Below are 20,660 nucleotides of genomic sequence, written 5' to 3' on the forward strand. Positions count from 1 at the left end.
GTTTCAGTTGGTGCTGTAACAAAAAGAGAAAGCTGGAAAAAATTGGGTTTGGATAGTTTCGACATTGAGAAGAATAAGAAACCATTTCCAAGAGAGCTAGGTATTAGATAGAGATAGAAATTAAGAAAGTCTTTTTAGCAGAGAAATTTAATAATTGGGGAGGACCTCTGAGGGCATCCTAGCTGTTGTCCAGATATGCTTAGGATTGATCGTAAAAATTGCGTTAACAATTCGTTTTTGAAGTCTCTAAGGCCACATTGGCTCTTATTTAGGTTCGGTTGACGGTTTCGTAATCTCCCTTACAAAAACTAATTTCGTGAGTTACAAAACGGATTGTCCATTGGCTCTTGGAACCAGGAGAAGCTTTTAAAATTGTCAACGTCAAGTTTATCACCTATACACCTTATTGAATCAGTTGACTCATCGAAAAGGTTCCCTGCTGCATAACGTCGACTGGGTAATTTACCCTAGCTCTTCGACTGATAGGCAATTCTGAATTTTTAAATAGGTATAAGCCTAAGGATTATTATCAGTTCTTTCGGTAACCTCTAGCAGGGAGGAAATCCAGCAAGATAAAAACGGTTATTGATTAAGGGATGAATTGGCCTGATAGGCAAAAGTTCAATTGCCCAGATATAAAAAAAACAAATCAAAGAATGGCGAAGAAGATCGAAAAATTTATGAGGATAAAAAAAAGAGAATCCATTAAAGTCATTCAATTTTATATGGTTAGCTGGAAATTTTTGAATTGCGCTAGAAATAAAATTTGATTGATCATCATTAATGTTTTAATAGGTTCATAAAAGAAAATTATTGTATCTTTAATGTAAGATGAATGACATTATTCAAGAATGGGAGAATTTTACCTTGGGCAATGGGGTTCAACCAAGGGTTAGAAATGACATTTTGAAAAGCTGGGAAAGATGCAAAAAATACGGTGTTGATGTTGAAAAACACTCGCCCTTGCTTCTTCCTTCACAAGAAGAAAATCTTAACCTAGACATAGATTCATTTTCTTTTCTTCAACCTCTATTTCCCCTGCTTCGAATGCAGGCACTCGATTTTGATTGTCTGATAGCCATCACCAGTTCTGAAGGAGTGGTGAGTTTTGTCGATGGACCAGAAAGATTTTTAGAAAAGGCGAATTTTTATAAGTTGGTTATTGGAGCCAATTGGAGTGAAAAATATTGCGGTTGTACGGCTATTGGAGCGGCAATCGAAGAAAAAAAGCCTGTTACGGTTATTGGTCCAGAACATTATTGTGCTTCTCTTCACGATATATGGTGTACTTCTGCAATTATTCACAAACCTGAATCGAAAGAACTTTTTATGGCTTTAACGATGATTGGCGATCTTGCACACAAACCCATCCCGATCAGTGTGGCCATAACCAACAGTTCTCTTATTGAAAGCAAACTTGCAACAGTCCTTTATGCAGATAGGGCTTATCTTTACAGTTGGTTTATAGAAAAAAAGGGACTTTATAGGACTTCTCCCTTTTTGCTCATCGATTCATTAGGAACCATTTTACATTGTACAAAAGAAATTCTAGCTGAATTTCAGGCCACCCCGTTAGAACTCGTAGTTATTAGAAATAGACCAAGAAGTGTTTTTAATCAGCCTAAGGTATTTGAATCTGATATTGTTCTTGGAAAGACGGTCATTACCGCTCTGATTGAGCCTATTTTGAATCAAAACAGAATTATTGGATACCTCATCGAACTGCCTCATAGCTTTTCTGGGGCTTCTTCTGGGAGAAATGTCAAAACCTTGGATTTCTCCTACATTTCATCTAAATCTCAAAAACCGAGTACTGAAACACAGGTTACGGTTTCTGCTGATTCGATTATTGGTAAGTCTACCGCTTTTGTAGCTGCAATTGAGGAAGCCAAGGTTGCAGCTCAAAATGATTTGCCCGTTCTTCTCTTAGGTGAAACGGGTACCGGAAAAGAAGTTTTTGCCAAGTTTATTCATCAAAAAAGCCGAAGATCAAAAGAAACTTTTTTAGCAATTAATTGTGCTGCCATTCCAAAGGAATTGGTGGTGAGTGAGCTATTTGGATTTGAGGGGGGGACTTTTACTGGCTCTTCTAAAGAAGGAAGAAAGGGAAAATTTCTTCTAGCCAATTACGGAACAATTTTTCTCGATGAAATTGGAGAGCTTCCTTTAGAGATTCAGGGCACACTTCTTCGTGTCCTTGAAGAGTTTGAAATTTTTCCAATAGGAGCTAAAAATCCCATTCCAGTAGATGTTAGAGTTATTGCAGCGACTAACAAGGATCTTAATTTGTTAAGTCAGAAGGGATTATTTAGAAAAGATCTTTTTTACAGATTAAACATTTTCCCAATTTATCTTCCTCCATTAAGGGATCGAGGGAAAGATATTGAATTGCTCTTTATGTATTTTGTTGAACAGATCTCTAAAAAATTGCAATTTTCTCCACCTATCGATTGGGATGGAATTTTACCGGTCCTTTATTCCTATTCTTGGCCTGGTAATGTAAGAGAGCTAAAGAACGTTGCTTTTAGGCTTATTGCTAAAAATCTTCAAAACAAACTGATTAAATCAACTGATCTGCTTTCCATTTTAAATAGTGCTGCTAATGAAACTCAAGAGAGCCGATTGCCCCACGAACAGAATCAGAACGAAATGAAGCTATCTTTCGATACAAATCTTCTTCATTATAAGAAGCATAAAAAAGAGCTCATCGTTTCTGCATTGGAGAAATCAGGGGGGAACATGAGTGTAGCTGCAAAATTGCTAGGAGTACACCGCAGTACGCTTTATAGGAATCTAAAAAAATTCTCATCATAAGTAGTCAAACAAGGAAATAAAAGATAATCTTCCTTATTTTTTTAGCTGTCTCATCATGCTTAAGATTTTTCCTTTAATTAACCGTTCTTCCTTATAATTTTGAGCAAAATTTAGGCAGACAAAGCATTTATGGCCAACAATGTAGGACGTGTTAATATGTGAATAATATATGTTATTTATTCTCATCTTTTGACATACTGTAGGCATGTATTTGCAAGAAGTGCGTACCTACCAAAACGGCAAGGTTTATCGGTCCTATCTCGTCCGGGAGTCCTACCGAGTAGGCAAACAGGTCAAGACAAGGATCCTGGCTAATCTGACTCGGATGCCTGAAGAAGTCAGGGATGCGGTCAGGGCAATCTTACAGGGGAAGAAGCTCATTCCTCTGGAGGAGTGGGAAGCCCCGGATGCTTTAGATTACGGAGGTTTGGCAGTTCTCGAGCAAGCCTGGCAACGATTCGGTTTGGACCAAGCTCTTGCCGGAGTCAAATCGGAGCGAAAACGAAAACTTTTGAAGGCGATGATCTACGGGCGGATTCTTTTTCCCTCATCCAAGCTTGCCCTGCGGGAGGAAGCCCGGGGGACACTCCTGGCCAAGGCTTGTGGGTTGGAGGAGAATGAGCTGAAGGAGGAAGATCTCTACCAAGCGATGGATGGACTCGGGTGGCTTTGGAGCGGGATCGAGAAGAAGCTCTACGAGGAATCTCAACCGACTGGAGCAAGCCTGGTGCTCTATGATCTATCCAGTGTATATTTTGAAGGAGATGGACCAGCTGGCTTGGCCCAATATGGCTACAGCAGGGATCATCGGCAGGATAGGCTACAGGTTCTTCTTGCCGTCGCTACGGATAGTCGGGGCATTCCAATTCACGTGGAGGTGCTTCGAGGAAACCGGGCAGATAGCACGACCCTGACGGGGCTTTTGGTTACGCTGCGACGAAGGTTTGGGATCCAGGAAGCGACCTTTGTCTTCGACGGGGGAATGAAGAGCCGGTGGAACCTGGAGATACTGACAGGCCTGGAACTCAGGTACGTGACTCGGGCAACTCAGGCGAAGTTGCAGGAGATTGTCGGTAGCCTTCCTGAAGACCGCCAGCTTTGGCTTACGGATCGGACTCGGGTCCTGGAGATCGAACACCAGGGAGTTCGCTATGTTATTGCCGGAGGGGAGTTGCTAGCACAACGGGATAGGGAGCAACGAGAAAGACGGATCGAGCAAGGAGAAGAGCTGCTGCGCCAAATAGCACGGTCAATACGGAAGGGAGTGGATCCGGTCAATCTGGGCAGCCGGGTCGGCCGGGCGCTCCAGGAAATCCAGGCGCATAAATACTTTCGGTATGGAGTTGACGCCAAAGGCCGGTTCTGGTGGAAGCTCGATTTGGAGCGGGTTAAGGAAGAAGAGGCGATCGATGGTTGGCATCTTTTGGAGACTAACCTTCCCTCAGCCAAAGCTTTGGATCAGCAAGTCCTCACGCACTACAAGAGGATTGCAGAGGTTGAGGCCGCCATATCCCAAGCTCAAGAGCTACATGGAAATCCGTACGGTCTATCACTGGTGGCCGGACCGGGTCCGTAACCACATGAGGCTCTGCTTCTTGGCCTTCTGGATCAGTGCCTGGCTCGGAACTGCAGTGGGTAGCGAAGGGCTTCACCGAAAAAGTTCTCAAAGTACTTCGTCGCTTGCAATCAATCTGCTTGGCCCAACTTTCTACCAAGGGAAAGCATGTGATCGGGCTCTTATCCAGGATCCCTAATGAGCTCAACGTATTGCTTCATAAAATCGATCTGCTTCCGCTCTTCGCTTATCCGCCCAAGTGAGCCCTGTAGGCAGAATAAAAGTGTTATTATGTTCTGCTGCAATATGTTATATCTTAGAGTTTTGGATGTTTGGTTAGGAAAGCGGGATTCTTGCGCAAAATCGGTGGTGGAACATCAACAAATGGGCTAGGTCGTGATCCTCTTTTCTTGATTGCGTCAGTCAATGGAAATGGGATTACCTCGAGGGAAAAATAGCGAGCCGAGCTCGATGAAATGACGAGCCACCTACAAACTCATCGACTACGGCCTGTAGATTAGGGAGCTTGTCGATTAGCTGGGTTGCGAGGCGCTCTGTCCTTTACCAGCCGTGGTGAAAAGGCTCTGAAGGATCGCGGCGATTCGCTCAGACTGTTCGAAGAGGGCAAAGTGACCCGCATCAGGGAGTTCGGTATACTCGGCGTCACCTCCCACATTCCGAATTTCCCGGGTCAGGAGTTCCATGTCGGCTAGAGGGCTTGAAGGGTCTTCGCCGCCGGCGATCACGCAGCAAGGGACATGTATCGTGCGGGCTGTCACTAAGGAGGGGACTTGTCGCAAGGCCCTCCTGGACGGCAATCAGAGCTTCTGGCGAGATTATCCGCATCATCTCGGGCGCTTAGGCCACGATGTCCGGCTTTTGCCCACGGGGGGTGGCTCCGATCAGGGTGCCGAGCTGCTCCTCGATGAACTTTTTGATCTTCCCTGCGAGAATCTTCGCAATGTTCGCTTGGCGCCTGGCAAGGACGGCTTATATGTCGGCTTGCGGCCGGGAGTAGCAGAACGCTAAGCCTGAAACCTGTGCGGGAATCGCCCGCCAGATTGCAAAGAGGGTATCTCCTCCAATGGAATATCCGTTAGGAAGATCATTAAAGGTAATAATGAGGATGGACATACCAAATCGATCTTTTTTCCCTTTGTGGAAAGTCACCCTGTTTGTGAGCTGAAGAAAATCCTACCCAACTATCCACATGTCAACAACATTGAGATAGTTATCCATCAAGTTCTGGAGTGGTTTATCCCATAAAGCTTTTGCTTGGAAGTGGAGGTTGCGGGACCTAGTCTAATATAAAACCCGATAAAAATACGGGTCCTAGCATTATGGTTTCAAAATGGAATCCTCCAATAAATCCTCTTTGAGGAATCTGAAAAAACTGTCATCACAATGATTAAACAAAAAAGTAAAAGGGAGCTTTCCTTAATTTACAGCTGCTCCTTCCTAGGATATTGTAAATTGTATTCAGATAAACCTATCGCCTATCAAACTGTGATTACCTGTTTTCCCAATATTCGATAGGTTCTTCCCAGTAGAGATTTTTGTTTTTGGTTAAAATGACTACTTTAGAGTCTTTAGCCTTTCTTAGAACAACCTCTTCAGGTATTTGTTCACTGTAAACCATGGGGAGGGAAGGCTGAAAATATTTCAGCATGATTTCGGCACGTTTGAAAGCTTTTTCGATGTCATCTGCATGAGCTCTCCATGAAATTTCTACCACGACAACAATTTTCTTTCCACTATTATACTTGGATATGCCTTCGACGATAGCATCGGCTCGGCTCAGTTCATCGTGATCTTCATTGCGGATATTAGGGATATCGGAAGGATCAATAAGCTTTGCTTTTTTAAGAAATATGCCCAGATAAGATCCGGGGAACATCTTTAGCTGTGTTTCTAGACCATTTTTTTTCAGTTCAGCTAAATCATTTTCTATTCGGCTAAATCTTTGATCTGCAGCTACCATAAAATCATGCAAAGTTTTTTCAGTTTTCTTCTGGGCTTCGGCAAGAGAATCAACTCTTTGCGTTAGAGAATCTACTCTTTGTGTCAGAGAATCTAGTCTTTGGGCCAAAGTATCTACAATTTGCGTTAAAGAATCTACTCTTTGGGTCAGAGAATCCAATCTTTGAGTCAAAGTGTCTACTCTTTGCGCCAGAGAATCCAGTCTTTGGGTCAAAGTATCTACAATCTGTGTTAAGGCATTGAGTCTTAGAGATAAGATATTGAGGTTTGTTTCAGTTCTTTCCTGGGCTATAGCAAGATTTTTAAGTTCAGTTTCAATGGATTGGAACCTTTTATCTGTTGATTCCATGAAATTATGCAAAGCTTTTTCGGTTTTCTCCTGAACTTTAACAAGAGAATCTACTGTTGATGTGAGCTGTTGAAGAGCTTCTTTGGTTGCTTTATTTTCTTTTTCAAAAACTGCAGGCAGATGCAAAAATTCTTCAGTAAGAAGTTCTTTTCGGATCTCTTCTTTCCATTCGGGATGTTCCCTAAGAAGTTTTAAAATTTTAACTAATTCTTCGACTTCTACAGGCATAAAAATATTGTGGGGTGAAGAGGTTGAAAATCAAATAGTTTTCTTTCTTCTCGGATTAAAAAGAGAAGAAACCTACAGGATTTCTTACTCTGATTCTTCAGCTATCCCTTCGGTGTGAAGTAGCCAACTTGATCCATTGAATAGGCTAGAAAATCTGGCTACTGGTCTGGCCAAAGCTATGTCCAACCATGTGTTTTGGAGATCTTAAATTTCGACTAATTCCCCCTTTTTTATCCTCATTTGCCTGTTTTGTTTGGCAAGCCCGTTGCTTTGAATATTCAATGCATCTCTACGGTTATATCGCCTATAGTAGAGGTGTCTGGCAGGGTGGTCTTAGATTGCGCAAGTGCCTGGGGTCAATCGAATCAGACTTTGCAAAAACGACTCGATCAGCTTGTTTGCGTTCTTTAAAGCTATAATCTTATCGTTTTAACCTATTGCAGGTGACTTAAATAGCTTTTGTGTTATGTTAATGAAATTTTTCTTGAGCATCCACGTAAATCACTTGTTTGTTTTTTCTAGTATCTGTTTCAAAGCGAATGGGAATAGTTATTAAAAATTTATTCGAACCATTGCCTGAGCCCAAAAAGGCATCTGGAAAGCAGCATACTCGAGATTAGCTGAACGGGCAGGAGTAAAACCAGGAGCTCCAGCAATCCAGTAATGGTGATCAGTAAGGTTATAGAGCCAAATTCGTATCTCCCAATGCTTAGTAGCGTAAAAGAGGCTTGCATTAATGGTGTACCATGCTGGGGCTCTTACCGAGTAATCGTAGGAAAGAAATTGTCCTCCCTGTTCGATTGTCCACAGGGAGATGCCAAAACCTGAATTAAACTTGTAGCTAAGCATTAAGTTTCCGTACTCTTTTGGAAATCCAATGAAAGGATAAATGCCTGGAGCAAGTGAAATAATTTGGCTCACAGGTAGTCCATACTGAGCTGCTACGCTAGCTGTATAAGGAGTGAATGTGGTGGGGCCAACCCCATCGGTCTGCGTCCAGTTCTCATAGCCTTGCATGTAATTAAAGCCGAAATTGATCCAAAAATGGTTGTTTGGCTGGTAGCTTCCTTGAAGTTGTACCCCTTGAATATCGGCAGATACGGTTGGGGTGGTGCCTCCAGGAAGAACGAAGGCTGGAATAAAACCTGACTGAGCATAGGCCGAAAGCCCAAGAAATAAACTGTCATGGAGGAATGAACATTTCAGTCCTGTCTCGTAAAGTGACTGGGTTTGATGGTAATAAGTGCTTGTAAATTCCGGAGCAAAGGTTCCCAAAATGGATTGAGCGGTTGTCTGACCAAAATAATAGGTAGCATACCATGACATCCAAGGTAGTATCCGGTAGGTGGGACTTATAGTAATCTGGGGCAGAAGTGCGCTTGTAGATGTTGCTTCATAGTTCGTATAAGGAGCTAGGAGAACGGCAGGAGTTCCAGAAGGAGGTTGAGCATTGACAAAATAAGAGTCAACTCGAGCTCCTAGAAAGAGAGTTGTTTTTTCACCGAAATGAAGAATATCCAGTACAAATGGGGAAAATTCCAAGAAATTACACTGAGTAGAAGCGAAATTATCGACATTGAAATATTCCCCTGGATGGCTCGGAATAGGGATATCGGTAAGAAAGGGATTGTTATAAGCAGGACTGATTGCTACTGGATAGGGAACTGGAATCGAGGCATCGGCCAAAGTAATAGGTTTTGTCATATCAGCCTGATTGCTTGTGGGATGCCAGCTACCCGAGTATTCCTCGTCGCTTAAGAAGCGGAAGGCAAGGCCTGCATCGAAGAACTGTGAAAACCAGGAGTTTTCTTTTTCGGGTGTCCAAAGGATTTCTAGCCGGTCAGCAAGATTGAGCCCGTAGGGCATAACAACCCAGGTTGGATCTGGGACTGGTTGGGCGACATTGGTTTGATAATACTCAAAGAGGGTATTGTTAACAATCTTTAGCTCTTCGTTTAGCTGAATGGTAGTGATCGCTTGGCTAACCGCGTAGAGTTGACGAGAAGTGTCAAGTGGAGTATTAAAGAGATTAGCTCTAGTACTGATTGGAACGAGTGGTCCCCAGTTGATTGCGTAGCCAAATCCGGGCGGAGGTGTTCCTTGCCCTGGATGAAACTGTCCAAAAGGTTTGGAAGGTGATGTAGGGGGAGTGTAGTAACCGATCCAAGAGCCACTCTGATAGAGACCTGAGTTGATTAAATTTTGAGTTGGTCGGTTAATTCCCGCGTAGGGCAGAAAATCATTCTGATCGATTTCTCCGTTCCAATTGATCTGAATGTTATCCGTTGGGTTCCAAGTAATGGTGAGATACCCACATTCCCTATTTAGATAGGATCCATCATAATAGTTATAGGGTGCGTAACCCTCTTGACCAAAATAGTCAAACCGGTAGGCTAGTTTTTTTTCGGTTCCGATTGGCCCACCGATATCAATATTCCACATATTGGTGTCGTACATTCCTACAGTATAGAAAGCATCTCCATGAAACCGATCAAAGAACGGCTGCTTGGTGATCTCATTTACGTAGCCGCCAGCAAATTCTTGAGGACCATAGACAACGCTTACAGGACCCGTAACGGTATCTATTGAGTCGTCTGCATTAAAGTTTAGAATAGGCCCCCAGTTCCCTCCACTGGAAAAGCCTACAAGCATGCCATTACGGAACATGGTAGCAGGAAGTCCGCGGATGACCGGTTCACTGACAACGTTACCTGTTGCTTGAGTTGGATTAATTGAAGGATTAAAAGCGACTAGATCGTTGACCTGCTGCACCATAACCGTTTTGAGTTGTTCTTGGGAAACATGGAGCACATCCCGCGGAATTTCCATAATCGATAAATTTGGACCATAAACGGAGCTTTGTTCTTTAGGGGCAGCAGTGGTTGGTTTTTCTTCCTGTGCATAAACGGTGACTTCGGGAAGTTGAGAAATCCCCGGAGGAGTAGAAATAGGAGGACTGGTTTGTGTGGGATCGGGTATGGAAAGGGTGGATTGAGCGGTCAATTCAATGGGTTGAATACCAAATAAAAGTAAAATAATAAGGAGTTGAGATATTTTTTTTAAAGGCGCATCCATCTTGACCTGTATGAGTGGTCAAAATATATGTGGATGCGGATAATCGCTAACCGTATATTGCTCGATTTTTAACTCTCTTTTGTCTAAGAAGCTTTAGTATTCAATATCCTTTGGCTTTGGGATTGCCTTTATGATGCTAGATTGATGGTTTCAATTTTGGATAAAATAACCTCTCTGAAAACAGGATAGGGGATTATTCTTTTTTTACTTGTAAAACCCTCTTATATCTAAGCTGCGTCTTCGTTTCTGCTAGATATAGAAAATGAGTTAAGAATGCCAAAAGATTGAAGGATCTTTCTTGGACTCAGAAATATTCATTTAATTTACTTGTCAATCGAACTAATAGCAGTCGTTTTAGATAAAGAGCTTGAGTAGAGGTAGCTGACTGGTTTTACGTGTATCATATCAATATGGGTGGGATATAAGAGATTTCTTTAAGCTTTTAGTTTCTTTCTCTAAAAAAAATACAGATATTTGATTTCTCTTTCTATGTAAAAAAGAGGAAGCGGCTCTTTACGCAGATCAATCAACGCAGAAAAGAAACCGCTTCCACAAGAGCTTATGAACCAAATGATTTTTTTTTTAACTCTATTTCTGTAAATTGGCCATTATTTAGCTTTCCCAACCTTGCTCGCCTCTTCAACCTCAATGAGTTTTCCAGATTTCACATCGTATATAAACCCATAAATTGGAATCTCAGGAGGAACAAGAGGATGATTTCGAACCCGAAGTACATCTTCTATAACACTCAGTGGTTGGTTTTTGATCGTTAACCAACGGATATATTTTCCTTCAGAAGAGCCTTTCGTTTTGCCAACATCTTTCCATTGCCCCCCTTCAAGAACAGCTGTTTGTAGGCTTTTCTCCAAAAGCTCTTCCATGATACTATCCGAAAATGTTTCCATTCCACAGTCAGTATGATGGATAATGAACCATTCTCTTGTTCCTAGCAGCTTGTAGGAAATGACAAGAGATCGGATAGCATCATCACTAGCTCTGCCTCCTGCATTTCTAATCACATGCGCATCTCCTTCCTTTAAACCAGCAAACTTTGCGGGATCTAACCTTGCATCCATGCAGGTAAGGATCGCAAAATGCCGGGAAGGGGGTGTAGCCAATTGGGCTTTGTCTCCAAATGTTGATACATATAGTTCATTTGCCTTCAAAACTTCTTCATAAATTTGACTCATAATATTTTCCTCTCTAATTGGTTATGACTTCTTTTATCATGTAATGAAATGAAATCAATTACATTTTTTAAAAGGCAAATTAAAAAATTTTAAAAATACTTTTTGGGATTTGGGAAATAATGGATTTTACAGGAATCGTTCAGTTGCAAGAAAAAAAGTTGTTTTTGATAATATTTTTTTTTGTTTTGAGACTGTAAGAAAAAATTTTGAGTGAAAAAAGGGCTTTTCTTTGCAAAATAGGAATTCTTTGGATTATCACTGGTGGCCAGATCGGGTCCATAATCATATAAGGCTCTGCTTCTTGGGTTTCTGGATTAGCGCCCGGCTCGGAACCACAGTGGGTAGCGAAGGGTTTCACCGAAAAAGCTCCCAAAGTGCTTTGCCGCCTTCTGGTAATTCGCTTTGCCCAACTCTCTATCAAGGGAAAGCCTGTGATCGGGCTCTTACCCCAGATTCCTACAGAGCATTGCTTCAAAAACTCGACCTACTTCCGCTCTTTGCTCATCCGCCCAAGTGGGCCCTGTAGGCAGCATAAAATGTTATGTTGTTTTGCTACAATATCTTATACTTTAGAGTTTCAGAAGTTTAGCTATCTATTGAAAAATACTGATAATGTGGATCATTTGAAGTTTTCCAATGCACTCTTGCAGATAGAAATTTTGGGGAATATTTTTACTTTTTAATAAAAATGTTTTTTTGATTAACAATTGTTATTAAAAGAATAAGAAACATTAGGATGGAGAAATTTAATGTTTAATTTGGGAAAAATTTTTTTATGCATTTTGATTATAAATAAAACGAAAGAAAATTTTTAATAAATGCGATCAAATTTTAAAGCAAATCGACCTTTTTCTTTGCATGCCTTATAGATTTTTACATCCATCTGTTTAGCTTGTTGTATAATTTTTTTAGAAAATTCATCATCTATTAGTAAGCCTAAATAAATAGAGTTTATAGAAGAGTTATTTATTGAGCATGTTTTAATATCTTGGTTTGATTGTGCTTTTTTTGAATAATCTAAAGATAAATACAAATCAGATACTTGGATTCTCCATTCGTGCTCTCTTTCCCAAACTTTTGATTTTATTTTATCCATTTTTGTATAATACCTTTCTTCAAGTTTAGTTTCTTTTCTTTCTTTTATTTTTCCAATAGACAAATGATATTCTTGTTTATAAAATTCATAAAACATATCAGCAGGTATTAAATCTATATCATCAACGTATTCAATTTTAATCCAGATTGAATCATTTTTTGAATTGTCATAATTATAAAATTTTTTAATATTTTCTTCTAATTGATGAGCATTAAATTCAATTGCGACACCTCGATGCCCATTGGCATAATGACTCCACATATATAGATCATATTCAGGTTTAAACTCTTTATTTTTTTTACAAGTACAAAAATAATACAAGCTTTTTTTTATTGATTTGGGTATTTCATTAATTTCTTTAATAAGTCTATTCCAATTATCTTCTGTAACACATCTTTTATACCATAACTCATAATCGGAAGGATATTTTCTTTTGATATATTCAGACAGTTTTTGATAGCTTTCATCGAAATCTGTTTCAAAGAAAAAGTACGGGTCAAAAGGATCATTTATTAAATTGGAATGGATAAAAGCTATTTCTAGGTTTGAAATAACTTCAAGTGCATATTTAGGTTCACTATAGAATCTTATAACATTGGATGGAATATCCATAAAATAGTTCTTTTATTATTTTAGTAATATAGTTTTATGACATATTTTTAAAGAAAAAATCTCCTTGAATGCAATTCTCATATTTATCATAATATAAATTATATATTCCTTTCAATTTAAAACGATAAGAATTTAAAAATATTATAATATCATCAGCTAATGCCTGATTTAAATAGAGCTCACAAAAAGAGGATTCAACATATACATAAGAGAAAAATGGAAGCAAGTCTTCTGAACCATAAAGTACGTCTAGTTCATATCCTTGAACATCAATTTTCAATAGAGTAGGATTTACAATATCGTTTTTATTAATCCATTGAGTCAAAGGTGCTATTGGAACATTTATTGTTTCTTTATGCCCAGTTTTAGGAAATACCCTTAATTGATTTTCTCCAATAGGCAAAAAAGAAGAAGAATCATCTTGGTATGAAACATAAAAAGGACGTGTTTCTTTTTTTCTTCCTATTCCAGCTTCAATTAAATGTACAGTAGGATCATTTTTAAATATTTTTCTAAAAACTGACGCAGGGATAGGTAATGGTTCAAAGGCAAAAATTATTGCGTTAGGAAATAGATATTTCGCCATCAATGAAAATTGTCCTCTATTTGCTCCTATATCAATTATTGTTTTACAATGTAAATTTTTTAATAATGATTTATGTTCTGCACCTGCATAAACACCATATTGTAAGCCTTTCCAAAAAAATGGATTAGAAATATTAAATAAAAATTTTTTAGATTTTTTATATAAATTATTTATCATTTTTGTTTAATTAATTGTCGTCGTTCATAAATTTTTGAGTCAATCAAAAATCGAAACCAAAATGTTTGTAATGTAAAGAAAATTAACCCTTCGATACCGTCTAAAATACCTAATTTAATAATATATCTATAAAAAAACAATAAATATGGTCTTATAAAAAGAGGTAAACTATTGTATTTTTCCTTCCACCACCTTTTCCTTTCTATTTTATTTCCAAATAATTTTCCCTTGATAACATCTTTCTTGTTATTTTTATTTCTTGGTTCAGAAAGAATGTCATCTGCTTCCAAATCTGACCAACGATTGTGACGAATAATAAATTCACTTAAACTAGTACAAACATTGTCAATGATATATCCTTTTATTTTTATTGTTTTTCCTTCGACAATAAAATGTTGATCATATTTTTTTTCTTCGCATCTTCCGTATCCCGAACGAAAAAGACGCAAATGCCATATAGGAGTCATTCCTCCATGTATGATTTTTTTATTAAGGAATATAACTAAACGTTGAATCATTATTCCATGAATGCCTGATAAATTCTCTTCGGATAAGCTGCTAATGGATTCAATTAAGTCATCAGATAAAAATTCTCCTGAATCTATATGAAATTGCCAATTGTATTTTGTAGCAATATTCTTTATTGCCCAATTCCTTTGTTGACTATAAGTTACAAATTCGTGCTGAATAAAATGGATATTGTAAGATTTTAAAATTTTGATAGTATCATCGCTGCTAAATGAATCAACAGCGTTAATGTCGTCTGATATTTGATAAAGATTAGTAATTGCTTTTTCTAAGTATTGTTCAGAATTATATGTTAATAAAATTACAGATACTTTCATTAAAGAAATATATTTAGAAGAAGACTATTTGTTATCTCTCAATAGAGAAAAAGCCCCATGATGAGGGATTAATTGCCGCTTCAATAGAAAGATCGTTTACCATGCCTGTGGTTTTATTTGACCAAAACATCCGTAATACATCGTTTTGACCTGATTTATCTGAGTAAATCACTCCAAAATCTCCTCGATAAACTGTCCCTGTTTTTGGAGAAAAGTTTATGTCCTTTAGTGGGATTGATGCATAAAGGGAATAAGCTTTTTGATCTTTTTCCAATAAAATTTTTGCATCCTTTAACTGAACCACTTCATCCACTTTAGTAACCCCTATGGGTGAAGCAAAAGCAACCGGATTAGTTGCTCCTTCCTTTTTATATCGATAAAGAATTGCAATAGGCTTCTCTTGGAAAACTGAAAAAAGAAGTCTAATGTCTCCTTCCTCAACCTCATTGGTGTTTTTAGAATTTTCATTTTTGGTTCTTATGTCGAAGACAACAGCATCACCGGTTTTGAAAAGTTTTGTTGGATCAATGCCTCGATTAATCATCGGGCTGTCATCCAAAACATTTTTAAAACCAATGTAGATGTAATCTTTGTCAAATACCCATGTAGCCAAGGCAGAATGAGTTTTATCGAAGAAAATGGATGCAGCAGAGTGTGGACTATCCCATGGGAATATGTTTTTTGAAGGAATACCAAAAGCAGGTTCAGACAAAAATTTTATGCTTAAAGTAGGAAAATTGTTTTCTTTTTTATTTTTATCTTCTAGGGTTCCTTGAGATTCATAATCAACAACTATTGGAGATAAAACCATTTTTTTTATTGTCTCCATACCTTGGATTTTAGCCACAATTACGCATTCTCTACCATCGCTGACTGGTCCAATAAGATAGTATTGTCCATCTGCAGGATTTTTAAAAAATTGTCCTCCAAAACTTTCTCCTCCTGCAGATGTGCTATCTATAAGCATGTTCCTATAAGGAACTTGGGGAAGGACATCGGGAGCGCTTCGACAATCTTTAAATAAACTGCCAATAAAAAGACCATCGGTTGTAAACAAATACCGTTCTCCTAAATTACCAGCTAAACAAAATATTTCACCAATATCTTTTCCGCCATCAGCTGATCCAAGCACATAGAGCGGCCCAATCAGTCTTCCTGGATAAGATTGAGCTGAATAATGGCTGCCGTGGACTCCTGGCCAAGGATCTGGATATTGCCATAAAAGCTTTCCTTCCGGTGAGAACATCATCAAAGGATCAGTAATAACAAGAATGTTTCCTTTTGAGTCACACCATCCTTCTGGTGGGTCATAGCCCTTTTTAGAGTTTTGGTAGGTAAAAATTTTTTTTCTTTTGTTCAAGTAATACACAGGCGATCCAACATCATTAAGACCATAGCAGGGTAGTGACCAACCTGTGAGTTGATCATTTTTGTCGACGGAAAACCAATAAAGTGAGAGGTCTTGGCTAAAAATGGGCATCCACCATGCACCTTTAAAAAGAGGATCTTCTAAACTTTGATGAAGTAGAGCCAGTTCATTTTCTTCAACAAGACCGTCACCGTCTTGATCTATCCATAAAAAGGTGTTATTTAACCTGTAGCCCTTTTGGTTAGACTCAAATTGGAAAAGGCTCCAGATTTGGTCCCTGCCATAAAAGTTCCCTATCTGCGTTTTTCCCCATCCTTCCCCAAAGAACAAGCAGGGAAAAGTTTTTTTAGCCCAATTCAATGCACTACTCTCAAAAAAAAGATTTTTTTCAATTACTTCTGGCAATAAGCAATTATCAGATAAAAAATAACCAATAGTACCCAATGCGACTTTAGGCTTAGCGGTATAGTGATCAGTTAATTCAGAAATGCAAGCATAGTTTTGCATTCCGCTTATAAGCCATTTTTTAGAATTATATGTAACTATTCTTTGAATTATCCCTTCACCAGCAAGCCCCCCGGCTAAAGGACCAAAAAGAGCGTTAGATTTAAGTTCTCGCCATAAAACGCTTATTACTCTCCACAGTCCTTTGTTCCAATCAAGTTCAACACCATTCCCCATTACTATTCCAAAAGTTGGATTCTTGGGATCGATAATGCATCCTTCCCCAGCATAATAGGTAGAACCACAAAACTCGTTTATGATCTTTCCTTCTTTGCTCCATACACTTATTCTTCTTGGAGCATTATCCCATTCTGCCACCCAAAGGTTGCCCATGGGATCAATGCCCAAACACCATGGAAAAAACATAGTTTCAGGATTATAAATCCCCGATGCATTTCTCCCTCCTTTTTTTCCAATCGAACTTAATGGTTTGCCTTCCTTAGAAAAAACCTTTATATTCATTGCCTTGCCCCATTCGGAAACATAAATCCGTTCATCTTTGTCCAGGGCAATGCCAATAGGAGCTGAAAGTCCTGATTCAATAAGAGGAATAAATCCTTTATTTTCATTCCATCTATAAACTTTCTTATCACTAATGATGAAAAGTTCTCCTTTTTTATTAGAAGCAATACCTGCGGGTTTCTTTACGGGAATTTCTCGGATAAAATGGCCTTCTTCGTCTACAACAAGGATTTTGTCTTCAAAATAAAGAGAACAATAGAGATAGCTTTCATCAGAGGTAAATCCAATGGCTTGTTTTTGTGCCCAGTCAGCATCTAGTCTTCCTTCTTCGTAAGCTTTACCGAGCCTCTCTTTAAGTGGAGGAGGTTTTTGGGCATCGAAATGGCCAATAATTTGATAAGGACTATTGTTGGAAAAAGGAATGGGAGTCCCATCTTTGGCTTTATAGCGGTATAATCTTAACTCCCCTGGAGGAACCCCATAACTTGATAAACAACCTTCGACGACCATGTAAAGATAGGGTCCCATTCGGGTAATCATTCCACCATTAATCCCTCCTATTCCCCATTGCTTTTTACCTTCGAAATCCAAAGCCATAACAGTACATGCCCCTTCGGCCGTAGCAGCTGCAATATATACGTATTGATCATCAACTGCTAAAGCGAAGGGATTTTCATGATTGGAAAGCCAACCCCCTTTGCCATCAGGAATAAGCCATTGGGGATCTCCAGGGTTTCCAAATGCAAACTGATAAGCAAGATGAAATGGGCGATGACAAAGTCCACGCACCACATATTTGCCAGAAGGAACCTCATTACCAAGATCATCTTTACCATCCCAATAGTCTGTATTTTCCCCTTTTTTCCTAGGAACGTCCGCTATAAGGTTTCTGATTCTTCTGCCAGTGCTATCTTCTATTACAAGTGTAACATGCTGGTCTTGCTCTAACGTGTAATGGATAGGATATTTTCCAGTAGTGGGATAAGGATTGAATTCAACGGAGTCTATTTTAGATTCAAGAATAGAAGCTTTTGAGTATAGATGGGTTGAGTCTGAAAGTTCAAGAGAACCCCAAGAATCGGGATCTGTCCAGAAAAATTCTCTCTTAGGCTTTTCGGGGTTAATAAGATCAGCAAACCTGTGCTCAGGCCAATCTTTTCCATTTTCCCGTCCCCAAAAAAACTCCAAACCACACTTAAGTTTTTCATGGACCCAAGGTTTTATTTTTTGTAAAAGTTCCCATGGAATAGCTATTTCTTCATCGTATCCATCATTATGTTCAGATTTTTTAAAAGCGACCTTAATACCTAGCTTTTTCCCATCTTGGATATCTTCGTATGGACTTTCATTAGGATTCCATAGTCCAATATGGATACTTACCCAAGGGAGTTGCTTAGGTGTGTAATACCAAATGGTAAAGTGTATGATTTTATCAGGTGTTTTAAGCCGGATTTGAGTCGCATCCGATTTCCATCCGCCTTGAGGATCAAAAACAGGATCGATTGCATTTACTAAAGGTGTTTTGTCTTTATACCGAAAGGCAAAATAAAGATAATTTTCATCATACATGGCCATTGTTTGAACCGCATGGGTATTTTTCAAGGTAGATAAATCATAACAACTCGGGATAGACGTGGAAAAATCCCACTCTTTGAGATCCGCGTCAATAGTAATCGGTTTTGAACAACGTAAAGCATTAAGGGTGATATTTGATGTTTCTTGGGGAAAAAGGGAGAATTGAGCTAGAAATAAGAATAAAAGTAAAAAGAAATAGAGAGCTTTCACATCATTATCTGGAACCGATAGACTGTTGAAAAAAAAAAAATAATATTAACGATTACTTTTATGGGACTCGATGATTTTTTTAAATTCTTCTTCCAATGCCTGTGTTGTTGCTTCTAGAGAATATCGGTTTTCGACGAGTTTTCTTCCTCTTTTGCCCATCTCCTTAGCTAATTGTGGATTTTTTAGAAGTTTAATACAGGCCTTTGCAATCTCATCAACGTTGCATGAAACAACTAGTCCTGCACCAGCTTCCTCTACTTCTCTCCAAATATTCACTTTGTTAGAAATAACAACTGCAAGCTCCATAGCCATAGCCTCGATCACAGCTATACCAAAACTTTCTGTATAGGATGGAAGAACAAAAAGATTCGCTAGAGAAAGAATCGCTCTTTTTTTTTCCTCTAGGAGCATCCCTGTAAAAATTACCTGATCTTCAATTCTATATTCTTTAATCCATCCTCTGACTTTTTCTCCATAGCCCTCGTTGTCAGGACCAGCAAGAACTAGAAAAAGGTTAGAAATTTCTTTTCGAATTTTGGCAAAGGCGGGAATTAAAAGATCGAGACCCTTTTTAAAATTGATCCTACTAAAAAAAAGAAGGATTTTTTTGTTTTTTAATTCATGGAAGTATTTTTCTGCAAGATTTGGATTAGGAATGTAATAATTTAACTGAATTCCGTAAGGAATTACAAAAGACTTGGCTTTTAAATTTAAGGGAGAAACAAGATTTTTTTCTTCAATGGCCGTAAAATGAATAGCTGCAGCCTTGTTTAAATTTCGAAATTCGAAAAGTATTTCATAAATATTTTTAATATGTCTATTTTTTTTATACAAATAGGGATCAAGGGAACCATGAGGGTGAATAATATAAGGAATGTTTTTTCTTCTTGCATAATATGAGCTGATAGTAGGAGGAAAACGATAGAGAGAATAGATATAAACAATATCAAATCGCGATATATTTTTTGATAGAAATCGAACTAAATCAAAAGAAAAATAATAATAACGTGATAAGAAAAAATTACGAAGCGTAATTGGAAAAACGTGGATGCAGATTCCTTTATTTTGGAATATTGAAAGAAGAGAAGAGTCTATATCTTGTAAATCCTCTGTTGCACAAATTTCTACCCTGTAGCCTTTGTTATGTAAACATTCAGCAGTTTCAAGGCAGGCTTTTGTAGGTCCCCCATGACGGAATGATAGGCTACAGATAACAAAGAGAATATTCATTTTTTGTAATATGCTTGATATCTGGATTTAATAGTAATTTAATTGTTACAAGTAATGATATGCTAAAGCAACATTGAATATATAGGTGTTCATGAAGTAGAATTATAAATAACAAAAATAATAACATCGCTAATAAATATCCAGCGTTTATAAATAGGAGGCAAAAGTTTATCAATAATCTGCCATATAATTAAAGCCCTTGGAGAAATGTCTTCAATAACATACCATCATCCAGGAGTCAATTTTTTTAATGCATATAACAAAGTTGCTAAATTTGCATTTGGTGAATGTAAACCGTCATCTATAATTAAATGAAATTCATTTTTTATATTATTCTCAAGTTCTTGGAATGGTAACAAATTAGTTTGATCTACATGATAAGTTTTAATATTTTTATCTTCAAACATAATTTTTCTGTCAATATCCGCACCGTAGATATTAGCTTTTGGCCTATATTCGCTAAATGCACGAAGAGAAGCTCCTGGTTTTCCCTTTTTACCCATATTAGATGCGATATTTTTGTTTGTAGTACCAATTCCGAATTCCATAATTGTTAAATCATTGGGTAAAATATCAAATATTGGTCCATATATATAGTGATACTTATGAACATTTGCTTTGTCGCTTCCCCATTTATCTAATAATGATTTTAACTCGTCATAAGCAGAACTTTTGTTTAAAATCTCAGGAAAACATTCAATTGGTAATGGTTCTAACAAAGGACCTTTTATTGTTTGTAAAATATTTCCTAGAAGAGGAAATGTTTGATTTGCAGATTTTAAAGATAAATCAGCAGCATTCTG

At 38.2% G+C, this 20,660-nt stretch carries 11 protein-coding genes and 2 pseudogenes; 3 read left to right on the forward strand and 10 right to left on the reverse strand.

What is annotated here, in order from left to right; translation table 11 throughout:
- Window positions 1-831 precede the first annotated feature (831 nt).
- Window positions 832-2,814 carry a sigma-54-dependent Fis family transcriptional regulator gene (locus IT6_RS09430; protein ID WP_206826278.1) on the forward strand — a complete coding sequence of 661 codons (1,983 nt, stop codon included), beginning with the start codon at window positions 832-834 and terminating at the stop codon, window positions 2,812-2,814.
- A 205-nt stretch (window positions 2,815-3,019) separates the two neighbouring features.
- Window positions 3,020-4,632, forward strand: a pseudogene (locus tag IT6_RS09435) (IS1634 family transposase).
- Window positions 4,633-5,359: 727 nt separating this feature from the next.
- Here the strand turns inward: IT6_RS09435 and IT6_RS09445 are convergent.
- From IT6_RS09445 to IT6_RS09460, 4 genes are all read right to left on the reverse strand, one after another.
- The gene (locus IT6_RS09445) at window positions 5,360-5,503 is read right to left on the reverse strand and encodes a hypothetical protein (RefSeq protein ID WP_206826284.1); all 144 of its coding nucleotides are present in this window, start codon (window positions 5,501-5,503) and stop codon (window positions 5,360-5,362) included.
- Window positions 5,504-5,879: 376 nt separating this feature from the next.
- On the reverse strand, window positions 5,880-6,926 hold the full coding sequence (locus IT6_RS09450; RefSeq protein WP_206826286.1) for a hypothetical protein: 1,047 nt from the start codon (window positions 6,924-6,926) through the stop codon (window positions 5,880-5,882).
- A gap of 552 nt (window positions 6,927-7,478) precedes the next feature.
- Window positions 7,479-10,001 carry a TonB-dependent receptor plug domain-containing protein gene (locus IT6_RS09455; protein WP_242524210.1) on the reverse strand — a complete coding sequence of 841 codons (2,523 nt, stop codon included), beginning with the start codon at window positions 9,999-10,001 and terminating at the stop codon, window positions 7,479-7,481.
- Window positions 10,002-10,609: 608 nt separating this feature from the next.
- Window positions 10,610-11,191, reverse strand: a complete 582-nt coding sequence (locus IT6_RS09460; RefSeq protein WP_206826288.1) for a beta-class carbonic anhydrase — start codon at window positions 11,189-11,191, stop codon at window positions 10,610-10,612.
- 253 nt (window positions 11,192-11,444) lie between these two features.
- Here IT6_RS09460 and IT6_RS09465 point away from each other — a divergent pair.
- Window positions 11,445-11,717 (forward strand): annotated as a pseudogene (locus IT6_RS09465) (IS1634 family transposase); the annotation flags it as partial.
- A 285-nt stretch (window positions 11,718-12,002) separates the two neighbouring features.
- On the opposite strand, the gene IT6_RS09470 reads toward IT6_RS09465, so the two are convergent.
- From IT6_RS09470 to IT6_RS09495, 6 genes are all read right to left on the reverse strand, one after another.
- Window positions 12,003-12,899 (reverse strand): DUF2971 domain-containing protein, encoded by an 897-nt coding sequence (locus IT6_RS09470; protein WP_206826292.1) that lies wholly within the window; start codon window positions 12,897-12,899, stop codon window positions 12,003-12,005.
- 34 nt (window positions 12,900-12,933) lie between these two features.
- Window positions 12,934-13,662 carry an FkbM family methyltransferase gene (locus tag IT6_RS09475; RefSeq protein ID WP_206826295.1) on the reverse strand — a complete coding sequence of 243 codons (729 nt, stop codon included), beginning with the start codon at window positions 13,660-13,662 and terminating at the stop codon, window positions 12,934-12,936.
- Window positions 13,659-14,507, reverse strand: coding sequence for a glycosyltransferase family 2 protein (locus IT6_RS09480; protein WP_206826297.1), 849 nt, complete (start codon window positions 14,505-14,507; stop codon window positions 13,659-13,661). The genes IT6_RS09475 and IT6_RS09480 overlap by 4 nt, the downstream gene beginning before the upstream one ends.
- 31 nt (window positions 14,508-14,538) lie before the next feature.
- Window positions 14,539-18,627, reverse strand: coding sequence for a FlgD immunoglobulin-like domain containing protein (locus IT6_RS09485; protein WP_206826299.1), 4,089 nt, complete (start codon window positions 18,625-18,627; stop codon window positions 14,539-14,541).
- 45 nt (window positions 18,628-18,672) lie between these two features.
- Window positions 18,673-19,857 carry a glycosyltransferase gene (locus IT6_RS09490; protein ID WP_206826301.1) on the reverse strand — a complete coding sequence of 395 codons (1,185 nt, stop codon included), beginning with the start codon at window positions 19,855-19,857 and terminating at the stop codon, window positions 18,673-18,675.
- A gap of 227 nt (window positions 19,858-20,084) precedes the next feature.
- A complete protein-coding gene (locus IT6_RS09495; protein WP_206826303.1) occupies window positions 20,085-20,576 on the reverse strand; it encodes a hypothetical protein in 492 nt (163 codons plus the stop codon).
- Window positions 20,577-20,660: the final 84 nt, after the last annotated feature.

Source organism: Methylacidiphilum caldifontis, from assembly GCF_017310505.1.
Classification (GTDB): domain Bacteria; phylum Verrucomicrobiota; class Verrucomicrobiia; order Methylacidiphilales; family Methylacidiphilaceae; genus Methylacidiphilum; species Methylacidiphilum caldifontis.